Raw genomic sequence first — 17,334 nt, 5'->3', positions numbered from 1 at the left:
ATGAGTCCGCTGCACGTCCGCGGTCGGGCACTGCCCGACGGTGAGCCCGTGCAGTGGTGGCTGGACCGCGGCGTGCTGAGTGCCGAGCCGATCGCCAACGCGGAGACGGTGTTCGGGGCAGACGGAGATGGCGGCTGGATCATCCCCGGTCTGGTCGACGCGCACTGTCACGTCGGGCTGGGCCCCGGCGGGGCGGTCGACTTCGACCAGGCCGTCGAGCAGGCCGAGACCGAGCGTGACCGGGGTGCGCTCCTGCTGCGCGACGCCGGATCGCCGGTGGACACCCGCAGCCTCGACGACCGGGACGACCTGCCGCGCATCATCCGCGCGGGCAGGCACATCGCCCGCCCCAAGCGCTATCTGCCCGGTGTGCCCATCGACGTCGAAGACGAGTCTCAGCTGCCCGCCGCGGTTGCCGCGCAGGCCCGGTACGGGGACGGCTGGGTCAAGCTGGTGGGGGACTGGATCGACCGCGGCGCAGGCGATCTCGCGCCGCTGTGGTCCGACGACGTCCTGGCCGATGCGATCGCGGCCGCACACGCCGAGGGTGCGCGCGTCACGGCCCACGTGTTCGGTGAGGACGCGCTGCCCGGGCTGATCAACGCGGGCATCGACTGCATCGAGCACGGCACCGGCATCACCGACGATGTGATCGAGTCGATGCTCGAGCACGGCACCGCGCTGGTCCCCACGCTGATCAACATCGAGAACTTCCCCGGAATCGCCGACGCGGCAAGCAAGTACCCGACGTACGCCAAGCACATGCGCGACCTGTATGCGACGTGCCACCAGCGGGTGGCCGCGGCCCACGACGCCGGGGTGCCGATCTTCGCGGGCACCGATGCGGGCGGCATGATCGCCCACGGTCGCATCGGCGACGAGGTCGCCGCGCTGCGGACGGTCGGGCTGTCGGCGACCGACGCACTGGGCGCCGCATGCTGGGATGCGCGTGCCTGGCTGGGTAGACCCGCACTGGAACACGGTGCTCCCGCCGACCTGGTCTGCTACGCCGACGATCCCCGGCAGCCGGGGGTGCTCGATCATCCCGCGCTGGTCATTCTGCGCGGCAAGGTCTTTCGCTAGTAGACGTCGCGCACGTAGCGGTGGGTCTTGATCAGGTCGTTGACGTAGGCGTGCGCCGATTCTGCATTCAGGTCACCCTCGGTCGAAATGATGCGGCGCAACGTCTCGTCCACGTCCTTGGCCATGCGCTTCTCGTCGCCGCAGACGTAGAGGTGAGCGCCTTCCTGGAGCCACGCGAACAGATCGGAGGCGTTCTCCCGCATCCTCTGCTGGACATAGGTCTTCGGGGCGTCACCGGATCCGTCGCGCGAAAAGGCGAGGTCGAGGCGGGTGAGCGTGCCGGAGGTCGCAAAGCCCTCCAGTTCGTCGCCGTAGAGGAAGTCGGTGCGACGTCTGCGGTCGCCGAAGAACAGCCACGACCGGCCCGACGCTGCGGTGGCTCGGCGCTCCTGCAGGAACGCCCGGAACGGTGCGATGCCGGTGCCGGGCCCGACCATGATGATCGGTACGTCTTCGGCGGGAAGGCGGAAGTTGTTGTTGGGCCGCAGGTGGAATCGTAGCGTGTCGCCGCGGTCGGCGAGGAACGTCGACGCCACGCCGCCGTGCCGCCGCTCGCCTGCGTCGTAGCGCACGGTGGCCACCGTCAGGTGCACGCGATCGGGGTGGGCGAGTGGGCTCGATGCGATCGAGTAGTCGCGAGACTGTAAGGGGCGCAACGCGTCGACCACCTCGTCGACGGTCAGGTCGGCCCGCTTCACCAGGTCGAGCACGTCCTCGCCGTACGCTGCGTCGCCTGCGGCATCCTGCAGCGCTCGCGAGGGGATGCGGATCTCGCGGTGCTCGGTCAGCAGCACGCTGAGCGGTTGGTCGTGATCGGGGACGGCGTGGTCCGGTCCTACGCCGAGTTCGGCGAGCAGCGCGTCGACCAGAACGGGGTCGTTGGTGGCGTGCACGGCCAGGGAATCGCCTGCCCGGTAGGTGATTCCGGTGCCGGCGAGGTCGATCTCGTAGTGCCGCACCTCCTTGTCGGATCCCGGGGCGGTGAGGAGCCGGTTGACGATGACTCGGGTGTCGATTGGGAGGTGGCGCTCGCGATTCGCGGTGGCGACGGCCTCGGTCGTCGGTGCCTCGGCGAGCGGGGTCGGCGAGGGCGCCGTCTGCGCCTCCTGCAGGAGCTTGACGACGTCGGTGGTCCACGCGGCGGCCGGTTCGTCGTAGAAGCCATCGACGTCGACGCGCTCGGCCAGCCGGGTGGCGCCCAGGGCCTCCAACCGTTCGTCGAGCAATTTGCCTGCGTTGCAGAACAAGTCGTAGCCCGTGTCGCCGAGTGCGAGCACCGCGAAGCTCAGGTGCTCGAGGCGCTCGGCATCGTCGGCGGCGAGCGCCTCCCAGAACAGCAGTGCGTTGTCCGGGAACTCGCCGTCGCCGAACGTCGAACACACGACGACGAAGTGGGTGGCCGCCAGCAGGTCGGCGTAGTCGACCTGATTCAACTCGATCGCCTCGGCCGCGATGCCCGCGGCGGAGGCGCCCTCGGCGAACGTCATCGCCGCGTCTTCGGAGTTCCCCATGTCCGTGCCGTAGGCCACGATCAGCGAGAAGTCGGGTCCGTCGGTCACCTGGCTCCTCGGGGTCGATCGACGCCGTCCGCGTCGGATTAGGGTGACCTTACTTCGATGGAATGTCCGGTGGGGACCTCCCTTTCGATACCCTCGGCGGCATGCCCGAGCAGCCCCGCCGCGTCGTCGACCTCAGTCACCCGATCCGGGCGGGACTGATCACCTACCCGGGCCTGCCCGCGCCGGTCATCGAACCCCACCTGACCCGTGCGGATTCCCGACGGAAGTACGCGCCGGGCACCGAGTTCGCGATGGACGTCATCACGATGATCGGCAACACCGGCACCTACCTCGATTCGCCGTTCCACCGCTACGCCGACGGTCGCGATCTGGCAGGCCTCGACCTGGAGAGCCTCGTCGGCCTGCGGGCCGAGGTGTTCCACCTCACCGAGGACTGCAGTGCTCACCGCCGCGGCATCGGTCCCGACGCGTTGGCAGGCCGGGACGTGCGCGGTGCGGCCGTGCTGCTGCACACCGGGTGGGATCGTCACTTCGGTACGCCCGCATACGAATCCGGCGCGCCGTTCCTGACCGCCGACGGCAGCGACTACCTCGTCGACGCCGGCGCCGTGCTGGTCGGCATCGACTCGCTGAACATCGACGACACCGAGTCCGGTGGGGAGCGCCCCGCCCACACCGTGCTGCTGGGCGCAGGCGTCCACGTCGTCGAGCACCTCACTCGTCTCGGCGACGTGCCGGAGACCGGTGCCCGGTTCACCGCCGCGCCGCCCGCCGTGGAGGGGTTCGGGACGTTCCCGGTGCGGGCGTTCGCCGAGCTGCCGGTCAGGGCTGGCTGAAACCCCAGTCGAGCAGGGCGACGGCCTGACCGTAGAGGTCGCCGGTGCCGTACATCTGCACCACGACCAGCCGTCGCGTCCCGCGTTGGGCGGCACCGACGTAGGTCTTGCGGGCCAGGTTGGTGTAGCCGGTCTTGCCGCCCAGATCGCCGGGGTAGCGGCTGAGCAACTCGTTCTGCGCCGCGAGGGTCTTGCCGGGGAAGCGGGCCGACGGCTGTCGTAGGACGTGGGCGATCATCGGATAGGTCAGCGCCGCGCGGAAGATCATCGCCAGGTCGTGCGGCGTCGTCACCGACTCCCATCCCGGGCCGTCGAGACCCGATGGCGACGAGGCGCGCGTGCTGCGTGCCCCCAGGCTCGCGGCCTTGCGGTTCATCGCCGCGACCGCGACGCGCTGCCCGCCCAGCATGTCGGCCAGCATGTTGGCCGCGTCATTGCCGGACACCATCAGCAGCGCCTCGAGCAGTTGGCGGGTCGTGTACGGCTGGCCCGGCACCAGCCCGACGCACGAACACTCGACCTGGGTGTGCGACTGATTGGCGCGGGCGAAGTTATCAGGGCTGAGGTGGTCGAGCACGACCATCGCGAGCAGCACCTTGATCGTGCTCGCCGGTGCGTAGGAACCGTGCGGGTCCTTCGACGCCAACACCGCACCGCTGTCGAGGTCGGCCAGCAGCCACGCCTTGGCGGGGCCGTCGGCGATCGCGGCGGCCGGTTCGACGCCGGGCTGTGCGGTCGCGAGGACGGGAGACGCGGTCAGCGTCGTGGCGAGGGCGAGGGCCATCGCCGCGAAGAGTGTCCGCACGACCACCGACGCTACGGTCGGATGAACTCGATCCGGTCTCGCTCAGATCGCGGTTTGTGGAGTCTCACCCGCGCCCAGCGCAGGAAATACTCCACGAATCGCTAGAGAGCGCCGATGCCGTTGGCGCGGTCCTGGGCGAAGCCCCAGTCGAGCAGGCTGGTCGCCTGGTCCCAGTAGGTGGGGCCGCCCTCTCGGACCAGGCCGTACATCATGGCCACGACGAGCCGGCGGCCGTTGCGCTCCGCGGCGCCGACGAAGGTCTTGCGCGCGACGTCGGTGAATCCCGTCTTGCCGCCCAGCATGCCGGGGTAGCGGAACAGCATCTCGTTCTGGTTGACCAGGGTGACGATGCCCGTCTCGGCGGGGAACGGGGCCGTGCGGGCCGAGGTGATCGCGGCGAACGCGGGGTTGCGCAACGCTGCCCGGAAGATCACGGCGAGGTCGTGCGGCGTGGTGTAGCCGTCGATACCGGGACCGTTGAGGCCCGATGGCGATCCGGCCCTGGTCGCGGCTGCGCCGAGCGCTGCGGCCTTGGCGTTCATCTTCGCCACCGCGGCGTCGGTGCCACCGAGCATGTGGGCGAGCGTGTTGGCCGCGTCGTTGCCCGACACCAGCAGCAGGCCGTCGAGCAATTCGGCCGCGGTATACGTACGTCCCGCGGCGACCCCGGCGCAATTGCACTCCACCTGCGTGTCGGCCTCGTTGGCGACGACCGTCGCGTCGAGTGGCAGCTCGTCGAGTGCGACGAGCGCGAGCAGGGTCTTGATGGTGCTGGCGGGGGCGTGAGTCACGTACTGGTCGCGCCCGGCCAGGATCTGGCCGGTGTCCATGTCGGCGACGATCCACGCCGGGGCGGGACCGTCGGGCATCGGGACCGCTCCGACCGGCGCAATGTCGACGTCGGCGACGGCCGTGGGTGCGGTGAGGAGGAACACGCCGACGAGACAGCCGAGGAGAGCGGCCGCATACTTGCCCATGGGTCCAGGAGCCTAACCCGACGACCTGTGTGTGACGTAGGTCGTGTTTGATCCCGAGGTTCCCGGGCTATTCGTGCGGCGCGGGTGACGATCTTGATTCACCATGAATTCACCAACCCCCGTCGCCCCGACGACGAGAGGTATGTGACTTCATGTGCGGCATCGCCGGCGAGATCGCCACAGGGCGACCGGCCAATCTGACGGCGGTCGCGGCCATGACCGATGCGATGGTCACGCGCGGCCCGGACAGCTCCGGCATGTGGTCGAGCGACCGCATCGCCGTGGGCCACCGCCGTCTGGCCATCATCGACCTGTCCAGCCACGGTCACCAGCCGATGCACGACCCCGAACTCGGCCTGACCGTCGCGTTCAACGGCTGCATCTACAACTATCCCGAACTGCGGCGTGAGCTGATCGGGAAGGGCTATCGCTTCTTCTCCCACAGCGACACCGAGGTGGTCCTCAAGGGCTACAAGGAGTGGGGCGACCGCGTCGTCGAGCATTTGTTCGGCATGTTCGCGTTCGCCGTCACCGAGACCGACAGCGGCCGCGTCCTGCTGGCCCGCGACCGCCTCGGGGTGAAGCCGCTCTACTGGGCCGACGTCGTCGAGCCCGACGGGAGCCGGGCGCTGCGATTCGCGTCCTCGCTGCCCGCCCTCGTCGCGGCAGGCGGCGTCGACACCGACCTCGACCCGGTCGCGCTGCACCACTACCTCAGCTTCCACTCCGTGGTGCCTGCCCCGTACACGATCCTCAAGGGCGTCCGAAAGCTGCCGCCCGGCACTCTCATGCGCATCGAGCCCGACGGGTCCCGCACCGAGAAGACCTACTGGGAGCCGGTGTTCGAGCGGTCCGACGAACGCGCGGGCTGGTCGGAGCACGACTGGCAGGAGGCGGTGCTCGCGTCGCTGCGGACCGCTGTCGAGCGGCGGCTCGTCGCCGACGTTCCGGTGGGATGTCTGCTCTCGGGCGGCCTGGACTCCAGTCTGATCGTCGGGCTGCTCGCCGAGGCCGGCCAGCACGGCCTGGCGACCTTCTCGATCGGCTTCGAGGCGGCGGGCGGCGAAGAGGGCGACGAGTTCAAGTACTCCGACGTGATCGCCAGGCACTTCGCCACCGACCACCACCAGATCCGCATCGACACCGCACGCATGCTGCCGTCGCTGTCCGGTGCGATCGGCGCGATGAGCGAACCGATGGTCAGCCACGACTGCGTCGCCTTCTACCTGCTGTCCGAGGAGGTCAGCAAGCACGTGAAGGTGGTGCAGTCCGGTCAGGGTGCCGACGAGATCTTCGCCGGATACCACTGGTACCCGCCGATGGCCTACGCCGCCGACGGCGACCCCGCCGACGCGCTGAGCCGTTACCGGCCCGCCTTCTTCGACCGCGACCACGAGGCGCTCAACGGACTGCTGCAACCGCAGTGGCGGCTCGACCACGACGCCTCGGGCGAGTTCGCGCTGCGGCACTTCTCGCATCCCGGCGCGGCCACGGCCACCGATCGGGCGCTGCGCCTCGACACCACCGTGATGCTGACCGACGACCCGGTGAAGCGCGTCGACAACATGACGATGGCGTGGGGCCTGGAGGGTCGCGTGCCGTTCCTCGACCACGAACTGGTCGAACTCGCCGCCACCTGTCCGCCGGGACTGAAGACCGCCCACGACGGCAAGGGCGTGCTCAAGGAGGCGGCGCGACAGGTGATCCCGGCCGAGGTCATCGACCGGCCGAAGGGCTACTTCCCGGTGCCCGCGCTCAAGCACCTCGCGGGCCCCTACCTTGATCTGGTCAGGGACGCCCTGCACAGCGACGCTGCGCGGTCGCGCGGGCTGTTCGACGCCAAGGCGGTCGACGGGCTGCTCGCCGACCCGAACGGCAACCTCACCCCGCTGCGCGGCAACCCGCTGTGGCAGGTCGGGCTGCTCGAACTGTGGCTGGCCCGCCACGTCGACGGAATCGGATGACGTGACCACGCAGGCAGCCGATCAGACCGAGCCCACCCAGGGCGTCGTCCAAGACCTGGGCTGGGGCCGGCTGGTGTTCGGCCAGACGTTCGCCGACCCCGATCAGTTCGGCAACGCGCTGCGGGGAGAGGCGAGCGGACGGCGCGACATCGGCATGTACCTCGACGCGCCGCACGTGTTCGTGGCACTGCACCCGCACGAGTTCTTCATCGACCCCAGCTTCACCTACCGGCTGACCTTCGACCGTCCTGGCGACTATCGCCCTTCGGACGTCACCGGGGTGTCGGTGCGCAACGTCACCTCGCTCGAGGACTGCGCAGCGATCAATCACATCTACGTCCAGTGCCGCATGGTGCCCGCGGACGTCGACCTGATGTGGCGCAACGCCGAGTCCGAACCGCACATGGTGTACCTGGTGGCCACCGACGACGAGACGGGCGCCGTGATCGGCACCGTCACCGGGATCGACCATCGGATGCTGTTCGACGACGAGGAGAACGGCTCGAGCCTGTGGTGCCTCGCCGTCGACCCGACCGTGTCGCGGCCGGGTGTCGGTGGGCTGCTGGTGCGCTCCCTGGTCGAGGAGTTCGTCCGCCGCGGCCGCTCGCAGATGGACCTGTCGGTGCTGCACGACAACGAGGGCGCCATCGCGCTGTACGAGCGAATGGGATTCGAGCGGGTGCCGCCCCTGGGCATCAAGCGCAAGAACGCCATCAACGAGAAGCTGTTCGCCCCGATCCAGGAGGAGGAGGGGCTCGCCGAACTCAACCCCTACGCGCGGATCATCGCTGACGAGGCGATCATGCGTGGCATCGCGGTCGAGGTCCTCGACGGCAAGGGCGGGTACCTGCGGCTCACACACGGCGGCACCAGCATCGTGACCCGGGAGTCGTTGTCGGAGTTGACCAATGCGGTCGCGATGAGCCGCTGCGACGACAAGCGGGTGGCACGCAAGGTGGTGTCCGATGCGGGCATCCGGGTGCCCCGCGGACGCACGGCCACCTTCGACCGCGAGGACTACGAGTTCATGCGCGAGGTCGGGTCGGTGGTGGTGAAACCCGCGCGGGGAGAACAGGGTGCCGGGATCACCGTCGGCGTGAGCAAGCCCGACGACCTCGACCGCGCGATCGAGTGGGCCGCCAAGCACTGCCCGGACGTCATCATCGAAGAGCGCTGCGAGGGTGAGGACCTGCGACTGGTCGTCATCAACGGCAAGGTGATCGCCGCGGCGGTCAGGCGGCCGCCGGAAGTCGTGGGCAGCGGCACGCACACCATCCGGCAGCTCATCGAGGCGCAGAGCCGCAGACGGTCGGCCGCCACGCACGGAGAGTCGGTCATCCCGATCGACGCGCTCACCGAGGACACCGTGCAGGAAGCCGGCTGGAAGCTCGACGACATCCTGCCCACCAACGAACACCTGGTGGTGCGTCGTACCGCCAACCTGCACACCGGCGGCACGATCGTCGACGTCACCGACGACATCAACCCGAAGCTGGCCAAGGTCGCCGTCGACGCCGCCGACGCCATCGGAATCCCGGTCACCGGAATCGATCTCATGGTGCCCGACATCGGGGAGGACGAGTACGTCTTCATCGAGGCCAACGAGCGGCCGGGCCTGGCCAACCACGAGCCGCGCCCCACTGCGCAGGCGTTCGTGGACCTGTTGTTCCCGCGGACTGCGGCCACGCCGTGGGCGTGGCAACCGGGCCCCGTCGAGCAGACCTAGCGAGGGCCTACGATCTCTGAGCGTCACCCCGCGTGGGGGACGCACTGCCGAACCGAGCCCCGAAGGAGCAAACGTGTCCGAAATCGCGGCCATGCCCGTGGACGACCGAACGTGGATGGTCGACACGCTGCTGGCGCTGCTGCAGACCCCGAGCCCGTCGGGTCGCACGGACGCGGTGATGCAGTTGATCGGCGACATCCTCGACGGGCTCGGCGTGCCGTTCACGCTGACCCGGCGTGGAGCCCTGACCGCTGAACTGCCGGGCGAGTCGGACACCATCGACCGTGCGCTGGTCGTGCACGCCGACACCATCGGCTGCATGGTCCGCGACCTCAAGGACAACGGCCGTCTCGAACTGGTGCCGGTCGGCACGTTCTCGGCGCGGTTCGCCGCAGGTGCTCGCGTCCGCATCTTCGGCGGCGATCCCGATGCGTTCATCACCGGAACGATCATGCCGCTCAAGGCAAGTGGTCACGCGTTCGGCGACGAGATCGACACTCAGCCCACCGACTGGGAGCACGTCGAGGTGCGCGTCGACCGCAAGGTGTCGTCGCGCGCCGACCTACAGCGGCTCGGCCTCAACGTCGGCGACTTCGTCGCGTTCATCACCAGCCCCGAACTGACCGAGGACGGCTTCATCGTCTCGCGGCACCTCGACGGCAAGGCCGGTGTCGCGGTGGCGCTCGCACTCGCCCGCACCGTCGCCCAGAAGCAGATGGTGTTGCCGCACCGCACCACGATCATGGTCACGATCACCGAGGAGGTCGGCCACGGCGCGAGCCACGGTCTGCCGCCGGACGTCGCCGAACTCATCTCGGTCGACAACGCGGTGTGCGCGCCAGGGCAGCACTCCATCGAGGACGGCGTGACGATCCCGATGGCCGACCTGCACGGCCCGTTCGACTACCACCTCACCCGCAAGCTGTGCCGCCTCGCCGAGGACCACGCCATCCCGCACGCGCGCGACGTCTTCCGCTACTACCGCTCCGACGCGGCAGCCGCCATCGAGGCTGGCGCAGGAACCCGCGCCGCGCTGGTCGGATTCGGGCTCGACGGCAGCCACGGGTGGGAGCGCACGCACCTGCAGTCGCTGGAGGCGACCTACAACCTGCTGAACTGCTGGATGCAGACGCCGCTGACCTTCGGCAGCTGGGACGCCCACCCGTCGGGCAAGCTGCGTGACTTCCCGTCGTCGAAGCAGCCCGCGCCGAGCGAGCAGTGGGTGCCGCTGTCGCGCGGTGACTTCACCGAGCCGGGCGAGTGGTCGGGGGAGCAGTGGCCACCTGCCGAGGGTCCGCAGGCCTGATTCGACGTTCGGGTTCATCAAGCGTGCGTTCGGCGGTAGAACTCTTGGTGTGCTGAGCCTCGAAGAGATCTCCGACCGCCTCGAAATCCAGCAGCTGCTGGTCGACTACTCGACGGCGATCGACAACCGGCGGTTCGACGACCTCGACCGCGTGTTCACCCCGGACGCCTACATCGACTACCGCGCCATGGGCGGCATCGACGGCACGTTCGGTGACGTCAAGAAGTGGCTGGCCGAGGTGCTGCCGAACTTCCCGGCGTACTCCCACCTGATCGGGAACTTCGACGTGAAGATCACCGGCAACACAGCCACGTCGCGCATCATCTGCTTCAACCCGATGATGCTGGGTGGCTCGCCCGAGGCGCCGGGGCAGATCATGTTCTGCGGGCTCTGGTACGACGACGAGTTCGTGCGTACCGAGCAGGGCTGGCGGATGACGCGGCGCGTCGAGACCAAGTGCTTCGACAAGATCGTCTGACCGGGTGCGGCCGCCCGGCGGCGGCGATTTCCATCTGACCAGCACGCTCTGGCACAATGGGCGGCTGTCTGCCCCGCGACTCCGTTCGATGCACGATCCGCAAGCTCCTCGCTGGAGGTTCGTGCGGTCACCCGCTCGATGCGCCGCGCGGCGGTCACACACGCAGTGCAAAACCGGACCTGGCAACCTGCCCGAGTCGCTGAATTGCAAGCGTGGCAATCACAGGAGTAGTAGTTCGACATGGCTGTCAAGATCAAGCTCGCCCGCTTCGGCAAGATCCGCAACCCCCAGTACCGCATCTCGGTCGCCGACGCGCGCAACCGTCGCGACGGACGCGCCATCGAGGTCATCGGCAAGTACCACCCGAAGGAAGAGCCGAGCCTCATCGAGATCGACTCCGAGCGCGCGCAGTACTGGCTGAGCGTCGGCGCACAGCCGACCGAGCCCGTCCTGGCGCTGCTGAAGATCACCGGTGACTGGCAGAAGTTCAAGGGCCTCCCGGGCGCCGAGGGCACCCTGCGGGTCAAGGAGCCCAAGACCAGCAAGCTCGACCTGTTCAACGCCGCCCTGGCCGCCGCGGACGACGCGCCCACCGGTGCTGCCACCACGCCGAAGAAGAAGAAGGCTCCGGCAGCCAAGGCCGAGGCCGACACCCCTGGGACCGCTGATGAGGCGCCCGTCACCGCGGGTGAGACGCCTGAGGCCGCCGCCGAGGCCGCCGAGGCCGACGCACCCGCTGCCGAATGAGCACGGTCGTCGTCGACGCCGTCGAGCACCTGGTGCGCGGAATCGTCGACAACCCGGATGACGTTCGCGTCGACCTCGTGACCAACCGCCGCGGCCGGACCGTCGAGGTGCACGTGCACCCCGACGATCTGGGCAAGGTGATCGGTCGCGGCGGTCGTACCGCGACGGCGCTGCGCACCCTGGTCGCCGGCATCGGCGGTCGCGGTATCCGCGTCGACGTGGTGGACACCGACCAGTAGCGAACACCGTTCATGGACCTCGTGGTCGGTCGGGTCGCCAAGGCTCACGGCGTGACCGGTGAGGTGGTCGTCGACGTTCGCACCGACGACCCCGACACCCGGTTCGCCCCGGGAATCACGCTGCGCGGCAAGGTGGGTCGCAACGGACCCGAGCGACCGTTCGTCGTCGAGTCCGTTCGCGACCACGCGGGCCGTCTGCTGGTCCGCCTGGAGGGCGTCGCCGACCGCAACGCCGCAGACGCGTTGCGCGGCACGCTGTTCCTGGTCGACACCGCCGACCTACCGCCCATCGACGACCCCGACGAGTTCTACGATCACGAACTCGAGGGACTGCGGGTGCGTACGGTCGCGGGAGCCGACGTCGGCGTCGTTGCCGAGGTCCTGCACACCGCAGCGGGGGAGCTGTTGTCGGTCAAGACCGGCGAGGGCGGCGAGGTGCTGGTGCCGTTCGTCGGAGCGATCGTGACGTCGGTGTCGCGGCAGGATCGGCTGATCGAGATCGACCCGCCGGACGGTCTGCTGAATCTCGAAGACCTGTAGGCGCGACGTGCGCGTCGACGTCATCACTATCTTCCCCGACTACCTCGCGCCGCTGCGACAGTCGCTGCCCGGCAGGGCCATCGAGTCCGGCCGGGTGCGACTGGGCGTGCACGACCTGCGCGGGTGGACGCACGACGTGCACCGCTCGGTCGACGACTCCCCGTACGGGGGAGGGCCCGGCATGGTGATGACCGCACCGGTGTGGGGCGCCGCCCTCGACGAGGTCTGCACTCCCGACTCGCTTCTCGTCGTACCGACGCCCGCGGGTCGGCTGTTCACCCAGGCGACCGCCCAGCGGTGGAGCATCGAACAGCACCTGGTGTTCGCCTGCGGCCGCTACGAGGGCATCGATCAGCGCGTCGCCGACGACGCCGCGCGGCACATGCGGGTCGAGGAGGTGTCGATCGGCGACTACGTCCTCAACGGCGGCGAGTCCGCGGCGCTGGTCATGCTCGAAGCCGTCGTCCGTCTGCTGCCCGACGTCATCGGGAATCCGGCCTCGCATCAACAGGATTCGCATTCCGACGGGCTGCTCGAAGGGCCGAGCTACACCCGGCCGGCCAGCTGGCGGGGCCTCGACGTGCCGCCGGTGCTGCTCTCGGGCGACCACGCGAAGATCGAGGCGTGGCGGCGGGAACGGTCACTGGAGCGAACCAGGGAGCGCCGGCCGGACCTGCTCGGTTAGATCCGGCCCTCGGGGAACATCGTCTTGACCGCCTGCGTGATGGTCCGACGCGCCTCTTCCGCGCCTGCGGGCTGCATCGAGCTGATCGCGATGACGTAGCGACGGTCCCGGCCGACCACACCGGTGGACAGGTGCATCCAGTCGCCGCCGACGCAGCACATCCAGCCCTGCTTGACCGCCACGGGTTCACCGGGCAGGCCCTCTGGGATGCCGAAGCGCTGCGGGTACACGCCGCCGGGCACCATGCCGTCGGGCGCGGTCGGCGTCGACGCCGCCAGGTTGGACAGGATGATGCTCGCCTGCTCCGACGGCAGTCCGCCCGTGCCCGCCAGCATCATGTCGTAGTAGCGCACCAGGTCGGTCACCGTGCTGATCGTGTTGAACCACCGGCCGTTGCTGGGCGGCCGCGTCGAACCGAGCCCGTAGCGCGCCACGACGCGGTTGATGATGGCGCTTCCGCCGCTGCGATTCCAGAACACCTCGGCGGCACTGTCGTCGGACGACCTCAGCATGACGTCGAGCATCTTGCGGTCGGCGGGCGACAGTTCGGTCTGCCCCTTGGACACCTGCAGCAGCAGGTCGTCGGCGATGAAGAGCTTGACCACCGACGCGATGGCGATGGTCTCGTTGCTGCCGTTGGTGATCAGCTCACCGGTGTTGCGGTCGAGGACGGCGGTGGTGACGTCGGCGCCCGCCTCGGCGGCCTCGGCGGTGGCCAGCCGCTCGCGGTCGGCCAGGCCGAGGAACGTCCGGGGCGGCTCATCGGGCGGAGCCTCCGGCAACGGTGCCATGTCGCCAAGCGGTGCGACCACGGTCAGCTGAGGCGCTTCGGGGTTGGGGGGCGGGTTGCCGTAGACCCTCGCCTCGCAACCCGCCGCGACCGTGATGACGGCTGCGGCTGCGGCCGAGATCATCAGCAGCTTCGACGGCTGCCGGTGCATGGCGCTCCTCCGGGAAGGTTAGTCTGGGCACGTACTGAGATCGACCCCAGGGCCGGTCGGGCGGGGTGCTCGCGCTCCTGGCCCGCGGCTCGTAAGCCTAATCGTTCCGCGACGGGGGTGCGGGCGAGGAGATCCGCATCGACGCGATTTCGCCGCTCGGGGGGCGGTCTGGCACAATTGAGCAGTTGTCCGCGCACGGCTCGAGGCCTTTCACTTCATCATGGCCACGGTCTGCTGCGGGATGCACCTCAACACGTACGCATGACAATCGGCCTGGTGCTGCGTCGCTACCCGCGATGACGCACCCGGGCCCACACGACAGGAAGTGTCTCCGATGAACACGCTGGACTTCGTCGACCAGACGTCGCTACGCGACGACATCCCGACCTTCGGCCCCGGTGACACTCTCAACGTGCACGTCAAGGTCATCGAGGGCTCCAAGGAGCGCGTCCAGGTGTTCAAGGGCGTCGTGCTGCGCCGCCAGGGCGGTGGCGTGCGCGAGACCTTCACCGTGCGCAAGGAGAGCTACGGCGTCGGCGTCGAGCGCACCTTCCCGGTGCACTCGCCCAACATCGACCACATCGACGTCGTCACCCGCGGTGACGTCCGTCGCGCGAAGCTCTACTACCTGCGCGAGCTGCGCGGCAAGAAGGCCAAGATCAAGGAGAAGCGCTGACCCGCGCTGCTGGGTTCAGTAGCTTGATCACCTTCGTGGCTACTCTGTTGGCGTGACCGGAACCGCCGACGCCGCAGACGCTGCCGAGACCGACGCAACCTCTGGCGATGGCGTGGAAGCCGACCCGCCGAAGAAGAAGCGCGGCGCTCTACGCGAAGCGGCGATCCTCCTGACGATCGCGATCGTCCTGTACTACGTGATGCTCACGTTCGTCGCGCGGCCGTACCTGATTCCGTCCGAGTCGATGGAACCGACGCTGCACGGCTGCCCGGGATGCGTCGGCGACCGCATCATGGTCGACAAGGTCACCTACCGGTTTGGCGAACCCGAGCCGGGTGACGTCATCGTGTTCAAGGGCCCGCCCGCGTGGAACGTCGGCTACAAGTCGATCCGCTCCGACAACCCGGCCCTGCGCTGGGTGCAGAACACGTTGTCCGTGGTCGGCTTCGTGCCGCCGGACGAGAACGATCTGGTCAAGCGCATCATCGCGACCGGCGGTCAGACCGTCGAGTGCCGCGCGGCGACCGGTCTGACGGTCGACGGCAAGAAACTCGTCGAGCCGTACCTCGACGCGAACACGATGATGGCCGACCCCGCCATCTATCCCTGCCTGGGCAACGAGTTCGGACCGGTGACGGTGCCCGACGGCCGGCTCTGGGTGATGGGCGACAACCGCACCCACAGCGCCGACTCACGCGCGCACTGCACGAACCTGCCCGCCGACGCCCAGCGCGGCCTGCTGTGCACGGGCGATCCCATGGCGGGGACGGTCCCGGTGGACAACGTCATCGGCAAGGCCCGGTTCATCGCCTGGCCTCCTGGCCGATGGGGCGGCGTGTCCAGCGTGAATCCGCAGACCTCTCAGTAAGTGTCCCCGTGGCTCTGACCTGGCCCCCACGCACCGTGATCCGCAAGTCCGCGGGTCTGCGCACACTCGAATCCGCGCTCTACCGAGGCGGTCTCGGCCCGGTGGCCGGAGTCGACGAGGTCGGTCGCGGCGCCTGTGCCGGGCCCCTGGTGGTCGCCGCCTGCGTGCTCGGGCCCAACCGACTCGAGAGCCTCGCGGCACTCGACGACTCGAAGAAGCTCACCGAACGGGAGCGCGAACGGCTGTTCCCGTTGATCCGCAGGTATGCGCTGGCCTATCACGTGGTCTTCATCCCCTCGACCGAGGTGGACCGGCGTGGCGTGCACGTCGCCAACATCGAGGGCATGCGGCGGGCGATCGCGGGGTTGCCGCTGCGACCGGGCTACGTGCTGAGCGACGGGTTCCGGGTTCCCGGCCTGCCGATGCCGTCGCTTCCGGTGATCGGCGGCGACGCGGCGGCCGCGTGCATCGCCGCCGCGAGCGTGCTGGCCAAGGTGAGTCGTGACCGGCTGATGGTCGAGATGGAGAAGACCCACCCCGGCTACGGTTTCGCCGTCCACAAGGGGTACTGCACGTCCACCCACACCGCGGCGCTGGCCGAGCTGGGCCCGTGCAGCGAGCACCGGTATTCGTTCGTGAACGTGCGGCGGGCTGGCAACGTGAACGAGGTGGTCGTGACAGGCGGGGACCTGCCCGACGAGGAGCCGACGCAGCGCGCGGAATGGGGCTGAGGGAAGATGGACCGGATACCGACCGGAGGACCGCTGAACCGATGAGTGCCGAAGATCTCGAGAAGTACGAAACCGAGATGGAACTCTCGCTGTACCGCGAATACAAGGACATCGTGGGGCAGTTCAGCTACGTCGTGGAGACGGAGCGGCGGTTCTACCTGGCCAACAGCGTCGAGATGGTGCCGCGCAACGCCGACGGCGAGGTCTACTTCGAGCTTCGCCTCGCCGACGCCTGGGTCTGGGACATGTACCGGCCCGCACGGTTCGTCAAGCAGGTGCGCGTGATCACCTTCAAGGACGTCAACATCGAGGAAGTCGAGAAGCCGGAACTAAGGCTTCCAGAGTGACGTGGCTTCCCGAGTGACGTGGCTTCCCGAGTGACGTGACCGACGCACCCGTCGCCGTGGTCACCGGCGCCAGCCGTGGTGCCGGGCTCGGCATCGCGACCGCGCTGCTGCGGTGCGGCTGGCAGGTCTACGTCACGGGGCGCACCATCACCGATCCCGGAGACGGGCGCATCGCCGTGCCGGTCGACCACCGCGACGACGCGCAGGTCGAGGCCTTGTTCGCGCGCGTGGAGCGGGACGCGGGTGCGCTGCACCTGCTGGTGAACAACGCCGCCGCGATCGACGACCAGCTGACCGGTGCGAAGCCGTTCTGGGACAAGCCGCTTCACCTCGCCGACGTCCTCGACGTCGGCCTCAGATCGGCGTACGTCGCGTCCTGGTATGCGGCACCGCTGCTGGTGCGCGGCGGACATGGGCTGATCGCGTTCACGTCGTCACCCGGGGCGGTCTGCTACATGCACGGCCCCGCATACGGGGCGCAGAAGGCGGGCGTCGACAAGCTGGCCGCCGACATGGCCGTCGACTTCGCGGGGACGGGTGTCGCCACCGCGTCGATCTGGATGGGCATCCTGCTCACCGAGAAGTTCCGCCGCGCGTTCGACGGGCATCCCGACGCGCTGGCCCGCACCGCCGAACACGCCGAGACACCGGAGTTCACCGGCTACGTGATCGACGCGCTCTACCGCGACCCCGAACTCCCCGAACTCAGCGGACGCACGCACATCGGCGCCGAACTCGCCGCGCGCTACGACATCACCGACGAGGGTGGCCGCAGGCCGCCGTCGCATCGGGAGGCGTTCGGCGCGCCGCGGGTACCGCATCCTGCCGTGATCCGCTGAGTCGAGCCGAGCGCGGTAGCGCGGCG

19 protein-coding genes are annotated in these 17,334 nt (G+C 69.0%); 15 read left to right on the top strand and 4 right to left on the bottom strand.

All coding sequences use genetic code 11. The features are described from left to right. Complete coding sequence (locus LOK44_RS26310) at positions 1 to 1,083, top strand: amidohydrolase family protein (RefSeq protein ID WP_237573038.1); 1,083 nt, start codon at positions 1 to 3, stop codon at positions 1,081 to 1,083. On the opposite strand, the gene LOK44_RS26305 is transcribed toward LOK44_RS26310, so the two are convergent. Continuing rightward, the gene (locus LOK44_RS26305) at positions 1,080 to 2,642 is read right to left on the bottom strand and encodes a diflavin oxidoreductase (RefSeq protein ID WP_237573037.1); all 1,563 of its coding nucleotides are present in this window, start codon (positions 2,640 to 2,642) and stop codon (positions 1,080 to 1,082) included. The two genes, LOK44_RS26310 and LOK44_RS26305, sit on opposite strands and share 4 nt — an antisense overlap. A gap of 101 nt (positions 2,643 to 2,743) precedes the next feature. Here LOK44_RS26305 and LOK44_RS26300 point away from each other — a divergent pair, with 101 nt between their 5' ends. Then, a complete protein-coding gene (locus LOK44_RS26300; RefSeq protein ID WP_237573036.1) occupies positions 2,744 to 3,439 on the top strand; it encodes a cyclase family protein in 696 nt (231 codons plus the stop codon). On the opposite strand, the gene LOK44_RS26295 is transcribed toward LOK44_RS26300, so the two are convergent. Beyond that, positions 3,426 to 4,244 (bottom strand): D-alanyl-D-alanine carboxypeptidase family protein, encoded by an 819-nt coding sequence (locus tag LOK44_RS26295; protein ID WP_237573035.1) that lies wholly within the window; start codon positions 4,242 to 4,244, stop codon positions 3,426 to 3,428. The two genes, LOK44_RS26300 and LOK44_RS26295, sit on opposite strands and share 14 nt — an antisense overlap. A gap of 101 nt (positions 4,245 to 4,345) precedes the next feature. Continuing rightward, positions 4,346 to 5,221 carry a D-alanyl-D-alanine carboxypeptidase family protein gene (locus LOK44_RS26290; protein ID WP_237573034.1) on the bottom strand — a complete coding sequence of 292 codons (876 nt, stop codon included), beginning with the start codon at positions 5,219 to 5,221 and terminating at the stop codon, positions 4,346 to 4,348. A gap of 152 nt (positions 5,222 to 5,373) precedes the next feature. Between LOK44_RS26290 and LOK44_RS26285 the strand changes: the two genes are divergently transcribed. The 8 genes from LOK44_RS26285 (at position 5,374) to trmD (ending at position 12,906) form a co-directional block, all read left to right on the top strand. After that, the gene (locus tag LOK44_RS26285; RefSeq protein ID WP_237573033.1) at positions 5,374 to 7,185 is read left to right on the top strand and encodes an N-acetylglutaminylglutamine amidotransferase; all 1,812 of its coding nucleotides are present in this window, start codon (positions 5,374 to 5,376) and stop codon (positions 7,183 to 7,185) included. 1 nt (position 7,186) lies between these two features. After that, the gene (gene ngg / locus LOK44_RS26280; RefSeq protein WP_237573032.1) at positions 7,187 to 8,911 is read left to right on the top strand and encodes an N-acetylglutaminylglutamine synthetase; all 1,725 of its coding nucleotides are present in this window, start codon (positions 7,187 to 7,189) and stop codon (positions 8,909 to 8,911) included. Positions 8,912 to 8,984: 73 nt separating this feature from the next. Beyond that, entirely contained in the window at positions 8,985 to 10,217 is a 1,233-nt protein-coding gene (locus LOK44_RS26275; protein ID WP_237573031.1) for an osmoprotectant NAGGN system M42 family peptidase, read from the top strand. 49 nt (positions 10,218 to 10,266) lie between these two features. Then, positions 10,267 to 10,695 (top strand): nuclear transport factor 2 family protein, encoded by a 429-nt coding sequence (locus LOK44_RS26270; RefSeq protein WP_237573030.1) that lies wholly within the window; start codon positions 10,267 to 10,269, stop codon positions 10,693 to 10,695. 240 nt (positions 10,696 to 10,935) lie between these two features. Beyond that, positions 10,936 to 11,442, top strand: a complete 507-nt coding sequence (gene rpsP / locus LOK44_RS26265) for a 30S ribosomal protein S16 (RefSeq protein WP_237573029.1) — start codon at positions 10,936 to 10,938, stop codon at positions 11,440 to 11,442. Next, a complete protein-coding gene (locus LOK44_RS26260; protein ID WP_056548932.1) occupies positions 11,439 to 11,681 on the top strand; it encodes an RNA-binding protein in 243 nt (80 codons plus the stop codon). The genes rpsP and LOK44_RS26260 overlap by 4 nt, the downstream gene beginning before the upstream one ends. A 12-nt stretch (positions 11,682 to 11,693) precedes the next feature. Beyond that, complete coding sequence (rimM, locus tag LOK44_RS26255) at positions 11,694 to 12,221, top strand: ribosome maturation factor RimM (RefSeq protein WP_237573028.1); 528 nt, start codon at positions 11,694 to 11,696, stop codon at positions 12,219 to 12,221. Positions 12,222 to 12,228: 7 nt separating this feature from the next. Beyond that, positions 12,229 to 12,906, top strand: coding sequence for a tRNA (guanosine(37)-N1)-methyltransferase TrmD (gene trmD, locus LOK44_RS26250; protein ID WP_237573027.1), 678 nt, complete (start codon positions 12,229 to 12,231; stop codon positions 12,904 to 12,906). Here the strand turns inward: trmD and LOK44_RS26245 are convergent. Further along, complete coding sequence (locus LOK44_RS26245) at positions 12,903 to 13,847, bottom strand: serine hydrolase (protein WP_237573026.1); 945 nt, start codon at positions 13,845 to 13,847, stop codon at positions 12,903 to 12,905. The two genes, trmD and LOK44_RS26245, sit on opposite strands and share 4 nt — an antisense overlap. A gap of 334 nt (positions 13,848 to 14,181) precedes the next feature. On the opposite strand from LOK44_RS26245, the gene rplS reads away from it, so the two are divergent. The 5 genes from rplS (at position 14,182) to LOK44_RS26220 (ending at position 17,308) form a co-directional block, all read left to right on the top strand. After that, positions 14,182 to 14,523, top strand: a complete 342-nt coding sequence (gene rplS, locus LOK44_RS26240) for a 50S ribosomal protein L19 (RefSeq protein WP_163918188.1) — start codon at positions 14,182 to 14,184, stop codon at positions 14,521 to 14,523. A 112-nt stretch (positions 14,524 to 14,635) separates the two neighbouring features. Further along, positions 14,636 to 15,391: a signal peptidase I gene (lepB, locus tag LOK44_RS26235; RefSeq protein WP_237573184.1), complete on the top strand. Its 756-nt coding sequence runs from the start codon at positions 14,636 to 14,638 to the stop codon at positions 15,389 to 15,391. Positions 15,392 to 15,399: 8 nt separating this feature from the next. After that, positions 15,400 to 16,122 (top strand): ribonuclease HII, encoded by a 723-nt coding sequence (locus tag LOK44_RS26230; RefSeq protein ID WP_308192800.1) that lies wholly within the window; start codon positions 15,400 to 15,402, stop codon positions 16,120 to 16,122. Between the two features lie 41 nt (positions 16,123 to 16,163). Further along, positions 16,164 to 16,469, top strand: a complete 306-nt coding sequence (locus LOK44_RS26225; protein WP_066983311.1) for a DUF2469 domain-containing protein — start codon at positions 16,164 to 16,166, stop codon at positions 16,467 to 16,469. 35 nt (positions 16,470 to 16,504) lie between these two features. Next, positions 16,505 to 17,308 carry an SDR family NAD(P)-dependent oxidoreductase gene (locus tag LOK44_RS26220; RefSeq protein ID WP_237573025.1) on the top strand — a complete coding sequence of 268 codons (804 nt, stop codon included), beginning with the start codon at positions 16,505 to 16,507 and terminating at the stop codon, positions 17,306 to 17,308. Positions 17,309 to 17,334: the final 26 nt, after the last annotated feature.

It is taken from the genome of Mycolicibacterium lacusdiani (assembly GCF_021916785.1).
Taxonomy (GTDB): Bacteria; Actinomycetota; Actinomycetes; order Mycobacteriales; family Mycobacteriaceae; genus Mycobacterium; species Mycobacterium lacusdiani.
The sequence above is the reverse complement of the archived record's forward strand: the minus strand, read 5'-3'. Positions and strand labels throughout refer to the sequence as shown.